This is a genomic window from Streptomyces sp. RG80 (assembly GCF_040446465.1).
GTDB lineage: Bacteria > Actinomycetota > Actinomycetes > Streptomycetales > Streptomycetaceae > Streptomyces.
In genome coordinates this window covers 86377-107136 of sequence record NZ_JBEAAJ010000013.1, presented here as the reverse complement: position 1 = coordinate 107136, position 20760 = coordinate 86377, and the positions used below count along the sequence as shown (strand labels likewise).

Here is a 20760-nt window from a genome sequence, read left to right as displayed (position 1 = left end):
TGAGTGTCAGTTGCCGACGCGGCGGCGCAGGTCCTGGAAGGCGGTGTAGTTCGCGATGACCTCGATACGGCCGGGCGGGCACATCTGCACGGCCTGGTCGATGTTCTCGCAGACCTGGAAGTGCTGGTTCGCGACCTCGAGACGCACCGCGAGGTCCAGCTTCCGGTCGCCGATCACACAGATCGGGTGGCCGGTCAGACGCGTGTAGTCGACGTCCCACAGCCAGGAGGTGTCGGTGCCGTCGGCGCCGCGGGCGTTCACCGACAGGATCACCGGGGTCGGAGGAGGATCGATAAGGCTGAAGGTCTCGAGCCAGCCCGCCGGGTTCTTCGCGAGCAGCAGGCGCAGGTCGCGCTGCTGGAACTGCACCACGTCGTAGCGGCCCGCGACGGCCTGCACCTGGTACATGCGTTCCAGGGCGACCTGCGGCGGTACGCCGAAGACCGCGGCGACCGCGGCGGAGGAGGCGGCGTTGGCCTTGTTGGCGCGGCCGGGCAGCTGGAGGTGGATCGGCCACGCGGACCCGTGCGGGTCGAGCACGTGGTCCCCGGACAGCGCCCAGCTCGGCGTCGGCCGGCGGAACCCGCACTCACCGCAGAACCAGTCGTCCCCGGGCCGCTGCATCACACCGCCGCAGGACGGGCAGGACCAGGCGTCGTCCTTCCACATCTGCCCGGCGGCGACCCAGACGACGTTGGGGGAGGAGGAGGCGGCCCACACGACGAGCGGGTCGTCGGCGTTGGCGACGACCACGGCCTTGCTGCCCGCCAGCCCCTCACGCCAGTTCTCGGCGAGCATCCGGGTCTCGGCGGCGCGGTCCAGCTGGTCGCGGGAGAGGTTGAGCAGGGCGATGCACTTGGGGTCGGTGTCCCGGGCGACGCCGGCGAGGTACTTCTCGTCGACCTCGATGACGCCGTAGCGGGCCTCGGAACTGCCCGCGAGGGCCGAGGTGATGCCGGCCGGCATGTTGGCGCCGAGGGCGTTGGAGACGACGGGGCCCGCGGCCCGCAGCGCCTCGGCGATCAGCCGGGTGGTCGTGGTCTTGCCGTTGGTCGCCGAGACCAGGACGACGTCCAGGTTCTGGGCGAGCCGGGCGAGGAGGTCGGGGTCGAGCTTGAGCGCCACCCGGCCGCCGATCACCGAACCGCTGCCGCGCCCCGCGGCGCGAGACGCCGCCGCGACCGCCTTGCCCGCGGTCACGGCGATCTTGGCCCGCGGCGTGAGCGGGTCCGAGTTGCCTGCCATCAGTTCTCGATCCTCCTTGCGTACGCGCCGCGCCTGACGGCAACGTGGTGGTGGTCAGCCTATCGAGATCCATTCGCACTCCCGAATCGCCGTACCCTTGCGGCCATGCGAAACGGCTCCATTCCGGGCACCCGCGGGCGCGTCCGGCCCCTCACGCTGCTCGGTGACCCCGTCCTGCACACCCCTTGCCGGGACGTCACGGACTTCGGCCCGGAACTGGCGACGCTCGTGGAGGACTTGTTCGCGACGATGTACGCGGCCGAGGGGGTGGGCCTGGCGGCCAACCAGGTCGGCGAGTCGCTGCGGGTGTTCGTCTACGACTGCCCCGACGACGATGACGTACGGCACTTGGGCCATGTGGTGAACCCCCGCCTGGTGGAGGCCGACGGCGTGGTGATCCGCGGCCCGGAGGGCTGCCTGTCCCTGCCGGGCCTGGAGGCGGGGACGGAACGCTACGACCATGCGGTGGTGGAGGGGTTCACGGCGACGGGGGACCGGGTGCGGGTGCATGGCACGGGCTTCTTCGCGCGGTGCCTCCAGCATGAGATGGACCACCTGGACGGCGAGGTGTACGCAGACCACGTGACCGGCTGGCGCCACCGCCGACTGATGCGACAGGTGGGCCGAGCCTCCTGGCACAGGGCCACCTGACCCACCTAGGGGCGCGAGGAACTGCGCGACCAGCCCCCACGAGCCCGCAGACGCTCTACGACCGTCAGAACCCCGGACCTCCGACCTTGTCGCCGGCCGCAGCAAGCCGACCCCACAACAGGTCCGCCAAACTCCGTACCAACTCGGCCCGGGAGCACGGCCGTTCCCCCAGCCACCAGTCACCGGCCGCGTGCATCATCCCGACGATCCCGTGCCCCCACACCCGGGCCAGCTGCTGTCCGCCGGGCCCGAGGTCCAGCCGGTCCTCGATGACCTGGGCCAACTCCTCGCCCATCCGGCGAAGCAGCGGCACCGAGTGCTTGCCGGTGTCGAACCCGGCGTCCCCGGACGGCGCCCCCTCGGCCGGGTGCATCAGGAACCGGTATACCTGGGGCCGGAGCTCGATCGCCGCGAGGTAGGTGTCGAGCGTGGCCTCGACCCGCTCGCGTCGGTCCGCGGGGGCGTCGAGCGCGGCCCGCAGGGAATCCAGCAACGCGTCCGTATGCCGTTTGGCCAATGCCGCGTAAAGTCCCCCCTTGTCACCGAAGTGGCGGTAGAGGATCGGCTTGGTGATGCCCGCTTCCGCGGCGATCGCGTTCATGGAGGCCTGTGGGCCGTCACGCAGGACTACTCTGTCCGCGGCCTCCAGCAGTTCGCGCCGGCGGCGGTCGGCGGACCGTTGCTGATCGGTCCGCTGCGTGGTGTCCATGAGCTCTCCCCACCCGTGCTGATTCGGTGACGCCTGCGCAAACTAACACTCACCATGCCCCATGCATCGAACGGGCTACCGACCGGTCATCAGGAGTTGACTTTTCCTACCGACCGGTAACAGACTCGGGTTACCGCTAGTAACATGCACGTGCGCCGCCGCTGGAGGGGACATGGCCGAGTTCACCATGGAGCTCAACGACGAACAGAAGGAGGTCCGGGACTGGTTGCACGGCTTCGCGGCCGATGTGATCCGCCCCGCCGCCGCCGAATGGGACGAGCGTGAGGAGACTCCCTGGCCGGTCATCCAGGAGGCCGCCAAGGTAGGGATCTACTCGCTCGACTTCTACGCCCAGCAGTACTTCGACTCCACCGGCCTCGGCATTCCCATGGCCATGGAGGAGCTGTTCTGGGGCGACGCGGGCATCGCCCTGTCGATCGTCGGCACCGGCCTCGCCGCCGTCGGCGTCCTCGCCAACGGCACCGAGGAGCAGATCGGCACCTGGATCCCGCAGATGTACGGCGACGCGAACGACGTCAAGGTCGCCGCGTTCTGCTCCTCCGAGCCCGACGCCGGCTCCGACGTCGCCTCGATGCGTACCCGGGCCGTGTACGACGAGGCCAAGGACGAGTGGGTGCTCAACGGCACCAAGACCTGGGCGACCAACGGCGGTATCGCCAACGTCCACGTGGTCGTGGCCGTGATCGACTCCGAGCTCGGCTCCAAGGGCCACGCGTCCTTCATCATCCCGCCGAACACGCCCGGCCTGTCCCAGGGCCAGAAGTTCAAGAAGCACGGCATCCGCGCCTCCCACACCGCCGAGGTCGTGCTGGAGAACGTCCGGGTGCCCGGCTCCTGCCTCCTCGGCGGCAAGGAGAAGCTGGACGAGCGCCTGGCCCGGGCCCGGGAGCGCGCCAAGGCGGGCGGCGAGCGCGTGAAGAACGCGGCGATGGCCACCTTCGAGGCCTCCCGCCCGGCCGTCGGCGCGATGGCGGTGGGCACCGCCCGGGCCGCGTACGAGGTCGCCCTCGACTACGCCAAGACGCGCGAGCAGTTCGGCCGCCCGATCATCGACAACCAGGGCGTCGCCTTCCAGCTCGCCGACATGCGCACCTCCATCGACGCCGCCCGCCTGCTGGTCTGGCGCGCCTCGTGGATGGCCATCAACGGCAAGCAGTTCACCGCCGCCGAGGGCTCGATGTCCAAGCTCTTCGCGAGCGAGACGGCGAAGAAGGTCACCGCGCAGGCCGTCCAGATACTCGGCGGCAACGGCTACACCCGCGAGTACCCGGTCGAGCGGATGCACCGCGACGCCGCGATCTACACGATCTTCGAAGGTACGAGCGAGATCCAGCGCCTGGTGATCGCCCGCACCCTGTCGGGGATGCCGATCCGCTAGTCCCGCGGAGGGGCGCCGACCCGACATCGGCGCCCCTACCCGATGTTCACCACCCGGGCCCAGTCGGGCGGGGAGTCCGGCACGTAGTCGGGATCCCGCTCGTCCCAGGAACCGGAGCGCGGGAAGAGCCCCACGACCGTCCGGCACGCCGGGCGCGTGTCCGGCCAGGGCGTCTGGCCGTCCGTCAGGACCACCACGACATCCGGCCCGGGGCGGGCCCGCAGCGCCCTCGCGAAGCCCGCGCGCAGATCCGTACCCCCACCGCCCATCAGCGGGATGCCCTCACCACGGCACAGCGGGTGGACGACCCGGGCCGCCGCGTCGCACGGCAACACCGTGACCAGGTCACGACGACCGCCCACGGCACGGGAGATCGCGGCGACCTCCAGCAGCGCGCCGCCCAGCTCGGCGTCGCTCACCGACCCGGACGTGTCGATCACCACCGACACCCGGGGCGGCCGGCGCCGCAGACTCGGCAGCACGGCACCGGGCACGGACGCGGAGCGCCGCGAGGGACGGCCGTACGTGTAGTCCTCGCCCACGCCCGGACCGGAGGCCGCCGAGCGGACCGCCGCGCCCAGCAACTCCCGCCAGGGCTGCGGCGGATGGAACGCCTCGTCCGCCCACCGCTGCCAGCCCCGCGGAGTCGACCCCGGACGCGCGGAGATCCCCTGGGCCACCCGGAACCGTACGGCGTCCCGTTCCTGCTCGCTCAGACCGTGCGCACCGTCCGGGCCGAGATCCCACTCCCGGTCCAGTCCGTCGGCGCCGCTGCCGCAGTCCAGCCAGGAGAGATCCTGCGTCAGAGGGCCGAGCCGGAACTGGCGCAGATAGTCCTCCATGAGCTGTCCCGTGGGCAGCCGCAGCGACTCGGGACGGATCGCGCCCTCGGGCCGGACCAGGCCCTCGCCGAAGGCGTCGTCGTTGATCTCGCAGTCCGCGGCGATGTTCATCCGCAGCCGTTCGCCGGGCCCGGTCAGCCCGCGTTCCCGCGCGACCCGGTCGCCGCGCCCGTGATGGTCGCGCAGCAGATGCGACACCTCGTGCACCCACACGCTCGCCAGGTCCTCCACCGGCGTCCGGTCCACGAACCCCGGCGATACATAGCAGCGCCAGTGCCGGTCGACCGCCATCGTCGGCACCCGCCGAGACTCGACCGTGTGCAGTGCGAACAGGGCCGTGGCGAGATAGGGCCGGGCCCGTGCGGCATGCAGCCGGGCCGCGTAGAGCTTGTCGAGGTCCAGCGCCCCGGGCGCCTCGGCGCTCAACGGCCCGCCTTCGCCGCGACCGTGGACCGTGCCGCCACGTCGTCGGCCCGCCGGGACAGGGACACCACCCCGGCGAGCCGCTCGATCGCCGCGGGTACGTCCCAGTCCTCCCGCCGCAGTGAGGCGAGCGTGTTCGCGGGTACGACCACCAGGTCCGGCGCCCCGGTCTCCACCGCCCGGACCAGCAGCGCCCACGCGGCGTCCCAGCGGGCCCGGTCCGGACGGGCCCGGACGGCCGCCACGACACCGTCGAGCACGGCCTGCCGCAGATCGCCCCGCTCGGGCAGTTCGGCGGCCGCCGGATCGGCGAGCAGCACCTCCGGGTCCGGCAGGTCCATCCGGTCGATGCTCGCCAGCAGCTCCAGCCCCGGACCGTCCCCCACGGTCCCGCGGACCAGCAGGGACAACACATCACGGGAGGAGCCGGCCGCGGTCGCGAACGCGATCAGGCTCAGCGTCATGTCCCAGCTGCGCGGCGAGGGCCAGGCACCGCCTCGCCGGGTCTCGCTGCCGGGCAGTCGGTGCACCAGCCCCGGCCGGGCGGCGAGCAGCCCGCACACCGCGCGCCGCGCGAAGTCCACGGCCTCCGGCAGCTTCTCCGGGGCGAGTCGGGGCAGCGTCGCCCGGGGCCAGGTCCCGCCGAGACCGCGTACGACGACCTCGTGGTCGTGGGTCCACTGGAGATGGACGAACCGGTTGGCCAGGGGCGGGCTCAGCTCCCAGCCGTCGGCCGCCGAGGACCGTGGGTTGGCGGCGGCCACGATCCGCACTCCGGGCGGCAGTCGCAGGGCTCCGATCCGCCGCTCCAGCACCACCCGGAGCAGCGCGGCCTGAACCGCCGGCGGCGCCGTGGACAGCTCGTCCAGGAACAGCAACCCCCGCCCGGCGCGCACCAGTTGCACCGCCCAGTCCGGCGGCGCCATCGGCACACCCTGTTCCGCGGGGTTGTCCCCTACGACGGGCAGGCCCGAGAAGTCGGAGGGCTCGTGCACGCTGGCGATGACCGTGGTCAGCGGCAGCTCCAGGGCCGTGGCGAGCTGTGTGAGGGCCGCGGTCTTGCCGATGCCCGGCTCGCCCCACAGCAGCACGGGCAGATCCGCGGCCACGGCCAGCGTCAGCGCCTCCAGTTGCAGGTCGGGGCGTGGCTCGGTGGTGGTGTCGCGGAGCAGGGTCAACAGGTCGCCGGCGACGTCGAGTTGGGAGACGGAAGTACAAGTGGGCATATGTCATCACCTTTGGTGGTAGAGGGGAGCACGAAGGAGGGGGTGCGGCGGTCAGCCGCGGGTGGCGCGGCGCGGGCGCACGCGATGGGCACGCGGACGGGGTCGGGGCTGAGGGAGGCGACCGGGCCCGGGGCCGATGAGACCAGCCCTGAACAGCCCGTACACGATCCGCTGTTGTGCGGCCGCCTCCAACTCGTCCCGTAGCGCACCGCCGCGCAGCACCGCGTCAGGGCCGAGCAGCCCCTCCACGACCGCCAGCGCACCGGAGACGTCCCCGTGGGCGAGGCGTTCACGGACGTCGTCGAGGCACTCCGGATGCCGGTGCGCTTCGTCGATGACCCGCAGACAGGGCAACGGCGTGCCGCTCAGCGCGGCCAGCAGTTCCTCCCGTCGGACCTCGGACGGATCGTGGTCCAGCGGTGCCAGCACCCCGTCGACCAGGCCGATCCGGTGCAGGGCGCCCCGGCACTCCACCAGGTGCGGCTGCCCGGCGGGATCCGGTGTCGTGGACGCGGGGTGCGGCACATGCCCCGGTACGAGTGCCGGGGCGACCAGCGGATGCAGCCGCTCGGCCTCGATCGCTCCGGTGCGGAGCAGTTCCAGGTCGGGCAGCACCCAGGTCGCCGCGTCGGGCAGGACCGGCAGCGAGGCTCCGGCAGCCGCGGACGCCTCGGTGATCCGCATCGCCGGCGGCCCGTCCCGGTTCGCGACCAGGTCCAGGGCCAGCCGACGCCGGGCCCCGCACCGCACGATCACGCGGCCCTCGGACCGGCCCTCGGCGCGCAGCAGGATCGCGGCCTCGGCCGCCCACCGGTCGACGGCACAGCGGCGTCCCGGCGGCACCAGCCCCAGGACAGCCGGATCCGTGACGGGAGGGTCCTCGACGCCCGAGCGGACGCGCAGCTCATCGGCCCTGCGCGCGTCCCACAGGTGACGGTGCAGGTCGAGCCGGTACCGCCGGTTGGGCGGGGGATGCGGATGGCGGCCGCCGCCGGCCCCGGAGCCGGGCGATCCGTCCCACAGGGCGAGGCTGATCCGCTGCCCGGCATCCGCCCAGGCGGGCGGAGTCCGCACCACGAGGTGCACCGGCCGCTTGCCGGCAGTGTCGTAGCGGGCCAGCGTGAGGGTCACGCCCGGACGCAACAGTCCGTCGGGAGCGATCCTCGGCATGTGCCAGCGCAAGAGGTCGGGAGCCAGCCGCCGGAGATCGGCCCGCACTCGGGCGGCGAGCTCCACGCCATGGTCACGCGCCACGGAACGCAGCTGGAGATCGACATCGAACCCTGCGGCGGCACAGGCCCCGCCCCAGTCACCGGCGAGGCGCCGGGCGGTCGCTGTCTCGATCATGGAGGGCGGCACGGCGAACTCGCGCACGCGCAGCCAGAAGGAAAGGCGGGGATCCCCGGTCACGGGCGAAGTGAGCATCAGTACTCACCTTGCGCGGACGGGTCCCCCAATCTCTGAACGGAGTGAGTGGTCATCGAGGCGATCGTAGCTTCAACTCCCACCGTGTCAACGGTGTTTCAGCGGCGTCAGTTGCTCGATGTCGTACCGCCCGCGCAGCTCCTCGATCGCCGCGTGGTCCGGCGGACCCCCGTCACCCAGGATCTCCAGCAGCTCCTCGAAGTACCGCTCGTGATCCGGTGGCGGTGAGGCCTGGAAGAACATCTTGGCGGGGGAGTCCGTGGGGTTGGCGAAGGCGTGCGGGCAGCCGGGCGGTACGACGACGACCGTGCCCGGCGTCGCCCGGACCACCCGACCGCCCGAACCCGACTCCCAGCGCTGCCAGTTGTCGGGAGTGCGGATCCTGGGCTCGAAGGCGAGGACGTCCAGCTCGCCCTCGAGGACGTAGAACAACTCCTCGCTGCGGGTGTGCACATGGGCGCCCACGTCGAAGCCGGGCGGCACGATCACCTCGAAGGTGGACGCCGTCCGGGAGTGCGAGCCCGTCACCTTGAAGGTCACGTGCTGGGCCGGGGTCCGGACGATCCGGCCGTGCCCCGGCGGCACCAGAAGCCCTTCGGTAGCCGTCACCACGTCACCGGAAGAGCCTCGGGACCACGGATCAACGCACCCTTCCTGAAAGGCACTTGCTCCGCCGGCACCGCCAGCCGCAGACCCGGCACACGGTCCAGCAGCGCGTCGACCAGGAGCTCGGACTCCAGCCGGGCCAGCATGCCGCCGGGGCAGTAGTGCGGGCCGAAGCCGAAGGACACATGGGGGTTGGGACTGCGGGAGAAGTCGATCGTCTCCGGGTACGGGAAGACGCTCGGGTCGCGGTTCGCGGACAGGTACGACACATAGACCGCGTCGCCGGCCCGGATCCGTACGCCCTGGATGCCCACGTCCTCCAGGGCGATCCGGGACAGGCCCACCGCGTTGCGGTGCGGGATGTAGCGCAGCAGCTCGTCGATGGCCCGGGGCCGGATGTCCGGCTCGGCGCGCAGTCGGTCGGCCAGGTCGGGGCGGGTCAGCAGGAGGTAGAACATCTGGCCGCTGTTGTTCGTGACGGCCTCGCCGCCGATCTGCACCAGCACCGCGAGACCCACCGCCTCCTCCAGCGTGACCTCACCGCGCCCCACGGCGGCCCCCAGCAGGGACGCGACGTCCTCGCCGGTGCTGCCCTCGCGGAGTGCGACGAGGTCGGAGAAGTAGGCGCCCATCTCGTTCCTGGCCTTCTCGCTGACCGAGGCCCCGTGCGCGGAGGACAGGATCAGCTGCGTCCAGGTGTGCATGACCTGCCGGTCGGCGGCCGGGACCCCCATCAGCTCGCAGACCACCGCGATCGGGAAGGGGGTCAGGACGGTCGCGGTGAGGTCGGCCGGCGGGCCGTCCTGGAGGAGCTCGTCGACCAGCTCGTCCAGCATCCGCCGGGACCTCTCGCGGATCCGCTCCACGCCCTTCGCGGTGAACGCGGCGGCCACCGAGCGGCGCAGCCGGGTGTGGTCCGGCGGATCCAGGAAGCCCACCGCGCCACGCGCCGGGATGAAGTGCGGGGCGAGCCGGGTGACCTCGGGCCGGTCCATGACGGCCTCGCGGCTGAAGCGGGGGTCGTTGGTCACCATGCGTACGTCCTCGTACCGGGTGACCAGCCACGCCCAGCCCTCACCGTTGGGCAGCTGGATCCGGGTGACCGGGCCCTCGCGCATCAGCTCGGTGAGCACCGGGTCGAAGTCCACGCCGTTCAGGTCGAGCGAGGGCCAGTGCCGGATGGGGGGCAGGATCTCGGTGATCGTCTCTTCGGTCATCTCATGCCGTCTCTACGTAGCGCTGCCAGCGGCCCAGGGCCATTTCCGCGGTGATGCCGGGCCCGAACCCGGCGAGGAGTCCGCGCGCCCGGTCGTGCGCCCCGCCCTCGTCGAACAGCCGGCGCAGCGCGTCCAGGACGACGGCGCTGGCGATGTTGCCGTACTCGGTGAGCGTGGCCCGGCTGAACCGGAAGGCGTGCGGGTCGACCTGGAGGTACTTGCTGAGGTCGTCGAGGATGCGGGGCCCGCCCGCGTGGACGATGTAGAAGTCCAGGTCGGCGGCGTCCCAGCCGTGCAGCCCCGCGAGGTCCTGGAGCGCGGGGGCGAGCGGTTCCATGGTGGCCGGCACCCGCTTGTCCAGCTGGAAGTGGAATCCGGTGGCCCGGACGTCGTACATGATCCACTCTTCGGTCTTGGGGATCAGGTACGACCCGTTGCGCTCCAGCGAGATGCCCTCGCCGCCCCGCCCGCGCACCACGGCGGCCGCGATGCCGTCGCCGAACAGTCCGTTGGAGAGCAGGTTGCCGATGCCGAGGTCGGTGGGCTGGTAGCACAGGGAGCAGAACTCGCAGGCCACGATGAGGGCGTTGGCCTCGGGGTAGGCCGTGCAGAAGTCGTGGGCCCGGTTGATCGCGGCACCGCCGGCCGCGCAGCCCAGCTGGGCTATGGGTATCTGCCGGGTGGTGCTCTCGAAGTCCAGCTCGTTGATCAGCCAGGCGGTCAGCGAGGGCATCATGAAGCCCGTGCAGGACACGTAGATGATGACATCGATGTCACCGGTCAGGAGCTCGGCGTCGTCGAGCGCCCGCTGCACCACCGCCGGCACCCGCGCCTTCGCCTCGGAGACGTAGACCTTGTTCCGCTCCTCGAAGCCCGGGTGCTTCAGCGTCTCCTCGATGGGCTGCACGAGGTGCCGGGTGCGGACCCCCGTGTTCTCTATCAGCCGGAGGGCCAGCGGCAGTTGGGGGTGATCGGCGTGCCGGGAGCGGGCCAGCTCCAGCGTCTCCTCCATCGTGATCACGTACTCCGGAACGGACACCGAGGGTCTGCACAACGTCGCCATGAACCGTGCCTGCCTTCACCTCAGGAAGTGGTCCAGTCCACGATCACCCGAGAGGCAGTCGACTTCGCGCGGGGTTACTCCGTCTCAGGGACAAGGGGCGCTTCGCGACGGGCGCTGCGGGAACGCCCTCAGGGGCGCGGGGAACTGCGCGACCAGCCACAACGAACCCGCGGACGGCATCGACCCGGCAACCCCTACGGCGCGGTCCCGCTGCTGTGCGCGATGCACGCCACATCAATCCGATCGGCAAGCTTCGCAAGCTCGATCGTCAGCGCGGCCACCGTGTCCTCGTCGAGCCCCTCCTCGCCGGCCTCGACCAGATGCAGCCACCGCCCGCCCACGGTCCGCAAAAGCTTGCTCACATCGGCGGCGGACACCTGCAAGGTCCCGCGGTCATCGACGATCAGAGGCAAAGTCACTTCGCGGTTCACACCGGGGATGTTAGCCGCGCAAGCGTCACGCTCCGTGCCAAACCGTCGTGATGTTGCAGAACTCGCGGATTCCGTGCCCGGACAGCTCACGCCCGTAACCGGACCGCTTGACCCCGCCGAACGGGAACGCGGGATGTGAGGCCGTCATCCCGTTGAAGAACACGCCACCGGCCTCCAGATCCCGTACGAACCGGTCGACCTCGGCCTCGTCCCGCGTCCACACGTTCGAACTCAGCCCGAACGGCGAGTCGTTGGCGATGAGCACGGCCTCGTCGATGTCGCCCGCGCGGTACAGCGTGGCGACCGGCCCGAAGGCCTCCTCGCGGTGGATCCGCATCTCGCGGCTGATGTCGGCGAGGACGGTCGGCGGGTAGTACCAACCGTCCCCGTCGGGCCGTTCGCCGCCGCACAGCACGCTCGCGCCACTGCGCCGGGCGTCGTCGACCAGCTCCTCCAGATCCGCCCGCCCCTGTTCGCTGGAGAGCGGCCCGACGTCCGTCTCCTCCTCCAGCGGGTCGCCGACCCTGAGCGCCTTCATGCCCTCGACGAACCGTTCGGCGAAGGCGTCGTAGACGTCGGTGTGCACGATGAACCGCTTGGCGGCGATGCACGACTGGCCGTTGTTCTGGACCCGCGCGGTGACCGCGATCTGCGCGGCGCGGTCGATGTCGGCGGACGGCATCACCACGTACGGGTCGCTGCCGCCCAGCTCCAGCACCGTCTTCTTCACCATGTCCCCGCACACCGACGCCACGGCCCGCCCCGCGGGCTCACTGCCCGTGAGCGTGGCCGCCTTGACGCGTTCGTCGCGCAGGAGCTCCTCGACGTCGCGGGAGCCGATGAGGAGGGTCTGGAAGGTGCCCTCGGAGAAGCCGGCCTGGTGGAAGAGGTCCTCCAGGAACAGGGCGGTCTGGGGGACGTTGGAGGCGTGCTTGAGCAGGCCGACGTTGCCGGCCATCAGCGCGGGCGCGGCGAAGCGGATCACCTGCCAGAGCGGGAAGTTCCACGGCATCACCGCGAGTACCGGCCCCAGCGGCCGGTAGCGGACCCGGGCCCGGGAGGCGCCCGAGTCCTTGACGTCGGCGTCGGCCGGCTCCTCGTCCGCGAGCAGGGACTCGGCGTGCTCGGCGTACCAGCGCATCGCCTTGGCGCACTTGGCGACCTCGGCGCGGGCCTGCTTGACCGGCTTGCCCATCTCGGTGGTCATGACCTTGGCGATGTCCGACTGGATCTCGTCGAGGAGACCGGCGGCCCGGTTCAGCATCCGGGCGCGCTCGGCGAAGGGCGTCGTCCGGTACGTGCGGAACGTGGCCTCCGCGAGCTGGAGCCTGCGTTCGATCTCCTCGGGCCCCATGGCCTCGTACGTCTTGATCGTCTCGCCGTTCGCCGGGTTCACCGTCGCGATGGGCATGACCGACCTCCAAAGAACCGGACTGTGTTTCGACCTTCCCGCGCCGCGGCCCGCGCCGCAACGTGTCAGGGCGAGTGCTCCGCCAGCCGGTCGAGAAACGTGGCCTGCGCCTTGACGATCACCTCGCGGGCGCGCCCGAGGGGGAACCACTCCACCCGGTCCAGCTCCGGGAACTCCTGCTCCTGTCCCGACTTCGGCGGCCACTCCATCCGGAAGGTGCCCGGTACGACGGTCGCCGGATCGAGGTCGGCCTCCACGGCCCACGCCGTGACGACCTTGCCGTTGGTCTGCGTGACCTCGCCGAGCGGTACGGCCTCCCCGTCGGGCGGCGGCAGCCCCAGCTCCTCCTGGAACTCCCGGCGGGCGGCGTCCCAGGCCGGCTCCTCGGCGGGCACGTACTCGCCCTTCGGGACGGTCCAGGCCCCGGCGTCACGGCGCGCGAAGAACGGACCACCCATATGGCCCAGCAACACCTCCAAACCGGCGTCGGTGTGCCGGAACAACAACAGGCCGGCGCTCGTCTTCACGGCTTCACCTCGGGGTGCGCGGCCAGCAGGGTCTCCACGGTGTCGGCCTCCTCCGGCCGTTTGTCCTCGCGGTAGCGGATCACGCGCGCGAAGCGGAGGGTGACCCCGGCCGGGTAGCGGGTCGACTTCTGGAGACCGTCGTAGGCGATCTCGACGACGAGCTCGGGACGTACGGTCACCACATACCCGTCGGTCTCGACGGCCAGCTCCTGAAGGTGCTCGGTCTGCCAGGTCAGCATCGCGTCGGTCATGCCCTTGAAGGTCTTGCCGAGCATGGCGTACGAGCCGTCCGCCCGGCGCGCCCCCAGGTGGAGGTTGGAGAGCTTGCCGGTACGGCGGCCGTGGCCCCACTCGGCGGCCAGGACGACCAGGTCGAGGGTGTGGACGGGCTTCACCTTCAGCCAGGACGCGCCACGCCGGCCCGCGCTGTAGGTGGCGTCGAGGGACTTCACCACGACACCCTCGTGGCCGCGCTCCAGCGTCTCGGCGAGGAAGGCCTCGGCCGCGCCGACGTCCGCCGGGCCGGACACGAGCGTCCGCCGCACCCGCATCGGCTCGGGGACCAGCCGGGCCAGCTCCGCGTGGCGTTCGGCGAAGGGGAGGTCGAGCAGATCGTGGTCGTCGACGGACAGGGCGTCGAAGAAGACGGGGGAGACGGGCACCTCCGCGGCGGCCGTCGTCACGTCCACACGGGAGCCGACGCGCCCCGCCGTCTCCTGGAACGAGCGGGGCCGGCCGTCGGTGTCGAAGGAGATGACCTCGCCGTCCAGGATGAACCGCTCGCCTCTCAACTCCATGGCGGCAGCGGTCAGTTCGGGCAGCCGGTCGGTGATGTCGTCGAGGGTGCGCGTGTAGATCCGTACGTCGTCGCCGTCGCGGTGCACCTGGACGCGGATGCCGTCCAGCTTCTCCTCGACCGCGCAGGTGCCGAGCTTCCCGACCGCCTCGGCGACCGAGGAGGCGCTGTGCGCGAGCATCGGCAGGACGGGGCGGCCGACGGTGAGCCGGAAGCGGCCGAGCGCCTCGGGGCCGTCCGCGAGCAGGGCCTCGGCGACGGTCTGGAGGGAGCCCGCGAGCATCACCGCGCGGCGGACGTCGGCGGGCGGGGCCTGCGTCGCCTGGGCGAGGCCCTCGGTGGCGACGGCGTCCAGGGCGCCCTGGCGTACCTCGCCGCTGAGCAGTCCCAGGAGGAACCGTTGCTCTTCGGCGGTGGACGCGCCCATCAACTCGCCGACCAGCCGCAGTCGTTGGGCTTGTGAACCGGTGCCGGACACCTTGCCGAGCGTACTGAGCAGGGTGTCGACCTCTTCGACGGTCAGGGTCGGCTCGGGGGCTGGGGGCACTGGGTGGCTCAGCACCTTCCAGCCCACGCCGAGTCGGCCCTGGGGGAGTCGTCCCGCGAGGTAGGGGATCACGATCGGGACGTCCGCCGGTTCGGTTTCTCGGAACAGCTCGGCGAGCAGGGCGATCTTTTTTGAGCGGGCCGACGTTGTGGCGATCTCCTGGGATACCTGGGCCAGGCGGGCTAGGAGCATGTCTCAAGAGTGCGGCACGCTTGGTCGGATTACACGTTGTGTTTCGGCTGCGGGTGCATCGTGGCTGGTCGCGCCCGCGCGGCGGTAGCCGCAAATCGATACAGCCCCGCGCCCCTCAGGGGGTTGCATCGAGGTCTGTGAAGAGCAGATCCCCGTTGATGGTGGCGCCTGCTCGGTAGCCGCCGGCCGCCGCGTTGATCACCTGCTCGCCGAAGCCCATCGCGTTGCCCACGGCCCACACACCGGGGACGGTCGTCTGTCCTGTCGCGTCGACCACGGGGTACGCGCCGAACGGGGTCTCGTTCAGCTGGGCGCCGAGCTGAGCCAGGAGGTCGTTCTGCGGAACGGCCCGAGGTGCGGTGAACAGTACCTGGCGCGCGTGCACCGAGCCGTCGGCCAGGCGTACGCTCGTCAGTCGGTCGTCCTCGATCATCAGTTCCTCGACCTCGCCCTGCACCATCTTGACCCCCGCCACCGCGAGCCTGCGCAGGTCGTCGTCCGACAGGTCGGCCTCCGCGACCGTGTGCAGGAAGAGCGTCACGTCCTTCGACCACTGGGACACCATCAGTGCCTGGTGCACGCTCAGCGGGGTGGTGGCGAGGACGCCGAAGGCCTGGTCGCGGACTTCCCAGCCGTGGCAGTACGGGCAGTGCAGGACGTCCCGGCCGAAGCGTTCGGCGACGCCGGGGACCGCCGGTAGCTCGTCCTTGAGGCCGGTGGCGATCACCAGGCGGCGGGACCGCAGGGTGCGGCCGCTCGCCAGCGTCACACCGAAGCCCTGGGAGACCTCGACCGCCCGGTCCCGCACCAGCTCGACGCCGTACCGCGCGATCTCCTCGCGGCCGGTCGCCAGGAAGTCGGACGGGGACATGCCGTCCCGCGTCAGATAGCCCTGCATGTGGGCGGAGGGTGCGTTGCGGGGCTCGCCCGCGTCGACGACCAGGGTGTGGCGCCGGGATCGGCCCAGGACGAGGGCCGCGGACAGGCCGGCCGCGCCGCCGCCGATCACGATCACTTCGTATGCGTGGGTGTCAGTCATGCCCCCACGGTTGCTCCGCGGGTGCGGGATTGACAAACGGCTTTGCTGATTCTGCAATACAGAGATGAGTACCGAAGAAGTCGAGGGCGTTCTCGCGGATGTCGGTCCCCGGCTGCGCCGGATCCGGAAGGAGCGGGAGGTGACCCTCGCCGCGCTGTCGGAGGCGACCGGCATCTCCGTGAGCACCCTGTCGCGGCTGGAGTCGGGGCTGCGCAAGCCCAGTCTGGAGCTGCTGCTGCCGATCGCGCAGGCTCATCAGGTGCCGTTGGACGAGTTGGTCGGGACGCCGCCGGTGGGGGATCCGCGGGTGCGGGCCAAGCCGCTGGTGCGGCACGGGCGCACGTACTGGCCGCTCACCCGGCAGCCCGGTGGCCTCCAGGCGTTCAAGGTGCTGGTGCCGCAGCGGAAAGAGGAGCCCGAACCCCGTACCCATGAGGGGTACGAGTGGTTGTACGTGCTGTCGGGGCAATTGCGGGTGGTCCTCGGTGAGCACGACGTGGTGATGAGCGCCGGGGAGGCCGCCGAGTTCGACACCCGGGTGCCGCACTGGTTCGGGTCTACGGGGGAGGGGCCGGCGGAGTTTCTGAGTCTGTTCGGGCCGCAGGGGGAGCGGATGCACGTACGGGCGAAGCCGAAGCGGTCGTGACGCACGCTACTGTTCCCTGAACGGCAAGCGACCGCTTAGTATGCGACTACCCCAGGTCGTACGACGTAGTCGCGTGGAGGCATCGCATGCAGGCATGGCAAGTGCACGAGAACGGTGAGCCGGGTGAGGTGATGCGGCTCGCGGACGTCGAGACGCCCACGCCCGGTGACGGCCAGGTCCTGCTGAAGGTGCGTGCCGCGAACATCAACTTCCCTGATGTGCTGATGTGCCGCGGTCACTACCAGGTGAGGCCGCCGCTGCCCTTCACTCCGGGTGTGGAGATCTGCGGCGAGACCGAGGACGGGCGCCGGGTGATCGCCAACCCCGCGCTGCCGTACGGCGGCTTCGCCGAGTACGCGGTCGCGGATGCCGCCGCGCTGCTGCCCGCGCCCGAGTCGCTGGACGACGCCGAGGCCGCCGCACTGCACATCGGGTACCAGACGGGCTGGTTCGGACTGCACCGCCGGGCCCGTCTGGAGGCCGGGGAGACGCTGCTCGTCCACGCTGCCGCAGGAGGGGTCGGCAGCGCGGCCGTGCAGCTCGGCAAGGCGGCCGGGGCCACCGTCATCGGTGTCGTGGGTGGTGCCGAGAAGGCCGATGTGGCACGGGAGTTGGGCTGCGACGTCGTGATCGACCGGCGTGCCCAGGACGTCGTCGCCGCGGTGAAGGAGGCCACCGGCGGCCGGGGCGCCGACGTGATCTACGACCCGGTCGGCGGGGACGCCTACACGCAGTCCACCAAGGTCGTCGCCTTCGAGGGGCGGATCGTCGTGGTCGGTTTCGCGAGCGGGACCATCCCCAGCCCGGGGCTCAACCACGCCCTCGTGAAGAACTACGCGATCCTCGGCCTGCACTGGGGCCTCTACAACACCAAGAACCCGAAGCTGGTCCAGCACTGCCACGAGCAGCTCACCGAACTGGCCGCCCGGGGCGCCATCAAGCCGCTGGTGAGCGAGCGGGTGCCGCTGAGCGGGGCGGCGGACGCGGTCCAGCGGGTCGGCGACGGGGTCACCACCGGCCGGGTCGCCGTCGTACCGACAGGAGCACAGGCATGACCGACGCCGCCGAACTCAAGCGCCGCACAGCGGAGTTGCTGGCCGCGCACCCGCCCGCCACGACGGACCGGCTCGACTTCCTGCGGGCCCGCTTCGACGCGGGCCTCGCGTGGGTCCACTACCCCGAGGGCCTCGGCGGACTCGGTGCCGCGCGCTCCCTCCAGGTCGTCGTGGACGCCGAGTTGGAGGCCGCGGGCGCTCCCGACAACGACCCGCGGCGCAACGGCATCGGCCTCGGCATGGCCGCGCCGACCATCCTCAAGTACGGCACCGAGGAGCAGAAGCAGCTCCTGCGGCCCCTGTGGACCGGCGAGGAGGTCTGGTGCCAGCTCTTCAGCGAGCCTGGCGCCGGCTCCGACCTGGCCGCGCTCGGCACCCGTGCCGTTCGTGAGGGCGAGGACTGGGTGGTCAACGGGCAGAAGGTGTGGACGTCCAGCGCGCACAACGCCCGCTGGGCCATCCTCATCGCCCGCACCGACCCGGACGTGCCCAAGCACGCGGGCATCACCTACTTCCTGTGCGACATGACCGACCCCGGCGTGGAGGTCCGGCCGCTGCGCCAGATCACCGGCGAGGCCGAGTTCAACGAGGTCTTCCTCACCGACGTCCGCATCCCCGACACCCGCCGCCTCGGTGAGATCGGCGACGGCTGGCGGGTCGCGCAGACCACGCTCAACAACGAGCGCGTCGCCATCGGCGGCATGCGGCTGCCCCGCGAGGGCGGCATGATCGGCCCGATCTCCAGGACCTGGCGCGAGCGCCCGGAGCTGCGCAGCCACGATCTGCACCAGCGGTTGCTGAAGCTGTGGGTCGAGGCCGAGGTCGCCCGCCTCACCGGCGAACGCCTGCGCCAGCAGCTCGTCGCCGGCCAGCCCGGCCCCGAGGGCGCCGGCATGAAGCTCGCCTTCGCCCGCCTCAACCAGGAGATCAGCGGCCTGGAGGTCGAACTCCGCGGTGAAGAGGGCCTGTTGTACGACGACTGGACCATGCGTCGGCCGGAGATGGTGGACTTCGTGGGCCGCGACGCGGGCTACCGCTACCTGCGCTCCAAGGGCAACAGCATCGAGGGCGGGACCAGCGAGGTCCTGCTGAACATCGTCGCCGAGCGCGTCCTGGGCCTGCCCTCGGAACCGCGCACCGACAAGGACGTCGCATGGAAGGACCTGGCCCGATGAGCGCACAGCCCGATCTTCTCTACACCGAGGAGGAAGAGGCGCTGCGGTCCGCCGTACGGGACCTGCTCGCCGACCACTGCGACGCCCCCGGTGTCATCGCGCGCACCGAGTCCGACGCCCCGCACGACCTCGCGGCCTGGAAGGCCCTCGCCGACGGCATGGGCCTCGCCGGTCTGCTGGTGCCGGAGGCGCAGGGCGGCCAGGGTGCCACGCACCGCGAAGCGGCGGTCGTGCTGGAGGAGTTGGGGCGCGCGGTCGCCCCGCTGCCCTATCTCACCAGTGCCGTCGTCGCCACCGAGGCGCTGCTGGCCTGCGGCACCGAGGACCTGCTCGCCGAGCTGGCCTCGGGTCGGCGGATCGGGGCGCTCGCGGTCGCGCTGAACGTCTCCGCGGGCAGCGCCTACAAGGTCGTACGCCATGAAGACGGCGCTCTGCATGGGGAGTTGACCGGGATCGCGGACGCGGCGGTCGCCGATGTGCTGCTGGTTCCGGCGGACGACGGCGGGCTGTACGCGGTGGACGCTGCTGACGCGACCGTCACGCCGCAGGTGTCCCTGGACCTCACGCGGCCGCTCGCGACCGTGACCCTGGACGGTGCGCCCGGACGTCTCCTGGGCGACGCAGAACCCGCCGTGCGACGGGCTCTGCGGTCCGGTGCCGGGCTGCTCGCCTCGGAGCAACTCGGGCTGGCGGACTGGACGTTGACCGAGACCGTGCGTTACCTCAAGGAGCGCAAGCAGTTCAACCGGCCCGTCGGCGGGTTCCAGGCGCTCAAGCACCGGCTCGCCCAGCTGTGGCTGGAGGTCGTCAACCTGCGGGCCGCCGCACGCAACGCGGCCGACGCGCTGGCCACCGACGCGGACGCCGACGTGGCGGTCGCCGTCGCTCAGGCGTACGCGGCGTCCGTCGCCGTCCACGCCGCCGAGGAGGCGCTCCAACTGCACGCCGGTATCGGTATGACCTGGGAGCACCCGGTCCACCTGTACCTCAAGCGGGCCAAGGCCGACTCGATCGCGTACGGCACCGCGGGCGCCCACCGTGCGGCACTGGCCGAACTGGTGGACCTGCAAGCCCCCTGACGTTCATCAAGGAAAGCCCGCCCCACCTGGGGCGGGCTTTTCCGTTGCGCCCCGCGCGGTCGCGATGAGACGCGATGAACAGACAGCGGCAGTCCGGCCAACTCCTGTCACGAGCATGCCCTTTGAGAGCGGTACGAGCCCATACTCGCCGGTGTCCCGTACCGCCCTCAAAGGGAGGCAGGCATGGCCCTCACCACCCGTCGCAGAGCCCTCACCACCCTCGGCGCAGCACTCGCGGGCGCCGTCGCCCTGCCCGCCACGGACGCGTCGGCGGGCGAACGCAGGCACCGCCCAAGGCCGTTGTGGCGGGCCCACGCCCACAACGACTACCTGCATCCCCGCCCCCTGCTCGACGCCCTCGACCACCGCTTCGGCAGCGTCGAGGCCGACATCTTCCTCGTCGGTGACCAGCTCCTCGTCGCCCACGAGGCCTCCGAGCTCGACCCGACCCGCACCCTGGAGTCGCTCTACCTCGCCCCGCTCGCCGCCCGCGTGAGGCGCAACCACGGCTCGGTGTACCGGGGTCACCGCAGGCCGCTCCAGCTGCTCGTCGACATCAAGACCGAGGGCTCGTCGACGTACCTCGAACTCGACCGGCAACTGAAGCGCTACAAGCACCTGTTCACCACCTACGCCCACGGCCGGGTCATCCCCGGCCCTGTCACCGCCGTCATCTCCGGCGACCGCGCCGCGCGGGCGCCCATGGAGGCGCAGACCGTGCGGCGCGCCTTCTACGACGGCCGGCTCGCCGACCTCGGCAGCGCCGCGCCCGCCTCCTTCATCTCGCTGATCAGCGACAACTGGACGCTCAACTTCACCTGGCAGGGTGTAGGGGCCTTCCCCGACGCCGAGCGGCAGAAGCTGCGCGGCATCGTGCGGACCGCACACACGCGCGGGCAGCAGGTGCGGTTCTGGGCCACGCCGGACCTGGCCGGGCCCGCCCGTGACGCGCTGTGGGGCGAGCTGCTCGCCGCGGACGTCGACTACCTCAACACAGACGACCTCGCCGGCCTAGAGGCCTTCCTGGACGCCCATCGGTCGGCGTAGACACCACAC

20 protein-coding genes are annotated in these 20760 nt (G+C 71.4%); 7 read left to right on the top strand and 13 right to left on the bottom strand.

Features of this window, described 5'->3' with window-relative positions:
- Positions 1-6: 6 nt before the first annotated feature.
- Positions 7-1245 carry a MurT ligase domain-containing protein gene (locus tag ABKA17_RS38435; RefSeq protein ID WP_353697017.1) on the bottom strand — a complete coding sequence of 413 codons (1239 nt, stop codon included), beginning with the start codon at positions 1243-1245 and terminating at the stop codon, positions 7-9.
- 105 nt (positions 1246-1350) lie between these two features.
- Here ABKA17_RS38435 and def point away from each other — a divergent pair, with 105 nt between their 5' ends.
- A complete protein-coding gene (gene def / locus ABKA17_RS38430; RefSeq protein WP_353697016.1) occupies positions 1351-1896 on the top strand; it encodes a peptide deformylase in 546 nt (181 codons plus the stop codon).
- Positions 1897-1960: 64 nt separating this feature from the next.
- Here def and ABKA17_RS38425 read toward each other — a convergent pair whose 3' ends face one another.
- Positions 1961-2605, bottom strand: a complete 645-nt coding sequence (locus ABKA17_RS38425) for a TetR/AcrR family transcriptional regulator (RefSeq protein WP_353697015.1) — start codon at positions 2603-2605, stop codon at positions 1961-1963.
- A gap of 172 nt (positions 2606-2777) precedes the next feature.
- On the opposite strand from ABKA17_RS38425, the gene ABKA17_RS38420 reads away from it, so the two are divergent.
- Positions 2778-4004, top strand: coding sequence for an acyl-CoA dehydrogenase family protein (locus ABKA17_RS38420; RefSeq protein ID WP_353697014.1), 1227 nt, complete (start codon positions 2778-2780; stop codon positions 4002-4004).
- A gap of 35 nt (positions 4005-4039) precedes the next feature.
- Here the strand turns inward: ABKA17_RS38420 and ABKA17_RS38415 are convergent, their stop codons facing one another.
- The 11 genes from ABKA17_RS38415 to ABKA17_RS38365 all read right to left on the bottom strand — a co-directional run bounded on the left by ABKA17_RS38415 (position 4040) and on the right by ABKA17_RS38365 (position 15749).
- Entirely contained in the window at positions 4040-5272 is a 1233-nt protein-coding gene (locus tag ABKA17_RS38415; RefSeq protein ID WP_353697013.1) for a vWA domain-containing protein, read from the bottom strand.
- On the bottom strand, positions 5269-6495 hold the full coding sequence (locus ABKA17_RS38410; protein ID WP_353697012.1) for an AAA family ATPase: 1227 nt from the start codon (positions 6493-6495) through the stop codon (positions 5269-5271). The genes ABKA17_RS38415 and ABKA17_RS38410 overlap by 4 nt, the downstream gene beginning before the upstream one ends.
- 51 nt (positions 6496-6546) lie before the next feature.
- The gene (locus ABKA17_RS38405) at positions 6547-7920 is read right to left on the bottom strand and encodes a hypothetical protein (RefSeq protein ID WP_353697011.1); all 1374 of its coding nucleotides are present in this window, start codon (positions 7918-7920) and stop codon (positions 6547-6549) included.
- Positions 7921-8007: 87 nt separating this feature from the next.
- A complete protein-coding gene (locus ABKA17_RS38400) occupies positions 8008-8529 on the bottom strand; it encodes a cupin domain-containing protein (protein ID WP_353697010.1) in 522 nt (173 codons plus the stop codon).
- On the bottom strand, positions 8526-9743 hold the full coding sequence (locus ABKA17_RS38395; RefSeq protein WP_353697009.1) for a cytochrome P450: 1218 nt from the start codon (positions 9741-9743) through the stop codon (positions 8526-8528). The genes ABKA17_RS38400 and ABKA17_RS38395 overlap by 4 nt, the downstream gene beginning before the upstream one ends.
- A 1-nt stretch (position 9744) precedes the next feature.
- Positions 9745-10806 carry a type III polyketide synthase gene (locus tag ABKA17_RS38390; protein WP_353697008.1) on the bottom strand — a complete coding sequence of 354 codons (1062 nt, stop codon included), beginning with the start codon at positions 10804-10806 and terminating at the stop codon, positions 9745-9747.
- Between the two features lie 194 nt (positions 10807-11000).
- A complete protein-coding gene (locus tag ABKA17_RS38385; protein ID WP_046257283.1) occupies positions 11001-11237 on the bottom strand; it encodes a DUF6213 family protein in 237 nt (78 codons plus the stop codon).
- Between the two features lie 25 nt (positions 11238-11262).
- On the bottom strand, positions 11263-12648 hold the full coding sequence (locus ABKA17_RS38380; RefSeq protein ID WP_353697007.1) for an NADP-dependent succinic semialdehyde dehydrogenase: 1386 nt from the start codon (positions 12646-12648) through the stop codon (positions 11263-11265).
- Positions 12649-12713: 65 nt separating this feature from the next.
- Positions 12714-13175: an NUDIX hydrolase gene (locus tag ABKA17_RS38375; RefSeq protein ID WP_353697006.1), complete on the bottom strand. Its 462-nt coding sequence runs from the start codon at positions 13173-13175 to the stop codon at positions 12714-12716.
- Positions 13172-14710, bottom strand: a complete 1539-nt coding sequence (locus tag ABKA17_RS38370; RefSeq protein ID WP_353697005.1) for an ATP-dependent DNA ligase — start codon at positions 14708-14710, stop codon at positions 13172-13174. The genes ABKA17_RS38375 and ABKA17_RS38370 overlap by 4 nt, the downstream gene beginning before the upstream one ends.
- Positions 14711-14825: 115 nt before the next feature.
- Positions 14826-15749, bottom strand: coding sequence for an NAD(P)/FAD-dependent oxidoreductase (locus ABKA17_RS38365; protein WP_353697004.1), 924 nt, complete (start codon positions 15747-15749; stop codon positions 14826-14828).
- A 64-nt stretch (positions 15750-15813) separates the two neighbouring features.
- On the opposite strand from ABKA17_RS38365, the gene ABKA17_RS38360 reads away from it, so the two are divergent.
- The 5 genes from ABKA17_RS38360 (at position 15814) to ABKA17_RS38340 (ending at position 20751) form a co-directional block, all read left to right on the top strand.
- A complete protein-coding gene (locus ABKA17_RS38360; RefSeq protein WP_353697003.1) occupies positions 15814-16395 on the top strand; it encodes a helix-turn-helix domain-containing protein in 582 nt (193 codons plus the stop codon).
- Between the two features lie 86 nt (positions 16396-16481).
- Entirely contained in the window at positions 16482-17450 is a 969-nt protein-coding gene (locus tag ABKA17_RS38355; protein ID WP_353697002.1) for an NADPH:quinone oxidoreductase family protein, read from the top strand.
- The gene (locus tag ABKA17_RS38350; protein WP_353697001.1) at positions 17447-18625 is read left to right on the top strand and encodes an acyl-CoA dehydrogenase family protein; all 1179 of its coding nucleotides are present in this window, start codon (positions 17447-17449) and stop codon (positions 18623-18625) included. The genes ABKA17_RS38355 and ABKA17_RS38350 overlap by 4 nt, the downstream gene beginning before the upstream one ends.
- A complete protein-coding gene (locus ABKA17_RS38345) occupies positions 18622-19704 on the top strand; it encodes an acyl-CoA dehydrogenase family protein (RefSeq protein ID WP_353697000.1) in 1083 nt (360 codons plus the stop codon). Before ABKA17_RS38350 ends, ABKA17_RS38345 begins: the two co-directional genes overlap by 4 nt.
- A gap of 183 nt (positions 19705-19887) precedes the next feature.
- On the top strand, positions 19888-20751 hold the full coding sequence (locus ABKA17_RS38340) for a phosphatidylinositol-specific phospholipase C/glycerophosphodiester phosphodiesterase family protein (protein WP_353696999.1): 864 nt from the start codon (positions 19888-19890) through the stop codon (positions 20749-20751).
- Positions 20752-20760 lie beyond the last annotated feature (9 nt).

Bases quoted from the DNA above. Each gene is read 5' to 3' on its own strand.
- def (WP_353697016.1), top strand. From the start codon at position 1,351: ATGCGAAACGGCTCCATTCCGGGCACCCGCGGGCGCGTCCGGCCCCTC.
- ABKA17_RS38435 (WP_353697017.1), bottom strand. From the start codon at position 1,245: ATGGCAGGCAACTCGGACCCGCTCACGCCGCGGGCCAAGATCGCCGTG.
- ABKA17_RS38365 (WP_353697004.1), bottom strand. From the start codon at position 15,749: ATGACTGACACCCACGCATACGAAGTGATCGTGATCGGCGGCGGCGCG.
- ABKA17_RS38340 (WP_353696999.1), top strand. From the start codon at position 19,888: ATGGCCCTCACCACCCGTCGCAGAGCCCTCACCACCCTCGGCGCAGCA.
- ABKA17_RS38360 (WP_353697003.1), top strand. From the start codon at position 15,814: ATGAGTACCGAAGAAGTCGAGGGCGTTCTCGCGGATGTCGGTCCCCGG.
- ABKA17_RS38350 (WP_353697001.1), top strand. From the start codon at position 17,447: ATGACCGACGCCGCCGAACTCAAGCGCCGCACAGCGGAGTTGCTGGCC.
- ABKA17_RS38390 (WP_353697008.1), bottom strand. From the start codon at position 10,806: ATGGCGACGTTGTGCAGACCCTCGGTGTCCGTTCCGGAGTACGTGATC.
- ABKA17_RS38420 (WP_353697014.1), top strand. From the start codon at position 2,778: ATGGCCGAGTTCACCATGGAGCTCAACGACGAACAGAAGGAGGTCCGG.
- ABKA17_RS38425 (WP_353697015.1), bottom strand. From the start codon at position 2,605: ATGGACACCACGCAGCGGACCGATCAGCAACGGTCCGCCGACCGCCGC.
- ABKA17_RS38345 (WP_353697000.1), top strand. From the start codon at position 18,622: ATGAGCGCACAGCCCGATCTTCTCTACACCGAGGAGGAAGAGGCGCTG.
- ABKA17_RS38405 (WP_353697011.1), bottom strand. From the start codon at position 7,920: ATGCTCACTTCGCCCGTGACCGGGGATCCCCGCCTTTCCTTCTGGCTG.
- ABKA17_RS38355 (WP_353697002.1), top strand. From the start codon at position 16,482: ATGCAGGCATGGCAAGTGCACGAGAACGGTGAGCCGGGTGAGGTGATG.
- ABKA17_RS38370 (WP_353697005.1), bottom strand. From the start codon at position 14,710: ATGCTCCTAGCCCGCCTGGCCCAGGTATCCCAGGAGATCGCCACAACG.
- ABKA17_RS38395 (WP_353697009.1), bottom strand. From the start codon at position 9,743: ATGACCGAAGAGACGATCACCGAGATCCTGCCCCCCATCCGGCACTGG.
- ABKA17_RS38380 (WP_353697007.1), bottom strand. From the start codon at position 12,648: ATGCCCATCGCGACGGTGAACCCGGCGAACGGCGAGACGATCAAGACG.
- ABKA17_RS38410 (WP_353697012.1), bottom strand. From the start codon at position 6,495: ATGCCCACTTGTACTTCCGTCTCCCAACTCGACGTCGCCGGCGACCTG.